Origin of the sequence: Dactylosporangium aurantiacum (assembly GCF_000716715.1) — a bacterium.
GTDB lineage: Bacteria > Actinomycetota > Actinomycetes > Mycobacteriales > Micromonosporaceae > Dactylosporangium > Dactylosporangium aurantiacum.
Map to the genome: position 1 here is coordinate 1 of NZ_JNYJ01000154.1, position 484 is coordinate 484.

General features: G+C 57.6%; 1 rRNA gene. It reads right to left on the reverse strand.

What is annotated here, in order from left to right:
* Nucleotides 1-395 precede the first annotated feature (395 nt).
* Nucleotides 396-484 (reverse strand): 16S ribosomal RNA (locus OP18_RS50725); the annotation flags it as partial.

Genomic DNA, 484 nt, shown 5'->3' on the forward strand with positions numbered 1-484 from the left:
GTGCCAAGGCATCCACCGTACGCCCTCAGCAACTTGACCACAAAAAAGCTATAAAGATGCTCGCATCCACTGTGCAATTCTCAACCAACACCAAACCCGGACCTCTTTATCAGCCACAACCTCGCCGGCCACACCGACTGGTTTTGCGACAGACCCGGATCTCGTCTGAAACCAACCCCGCATCACTGCGCTGGTTGTTTCAGGACCCAACAGGGTGCCTGTATGCCTACCGAACCGCATCTCCCGCCGTTCCACTCCACACAAGTGTGGCTGTACTAGGACATGGAAACCGTTGTCCGCCAGGACTCGCCAGTGTCTCCGCCATATGAGCACCCCACCACCACACTCGGGCAGTGCGGGCTCCTTGCATCCTTTCGGATGAAGGTGCTCCTTAGAAAGGAGGTGATCCAGCCGCACCTTCCGGTACGGCTACCTTGTTACGACTTCGTCCCAATCGCCAGTCCCACCTTCGACGGCTCCCTCC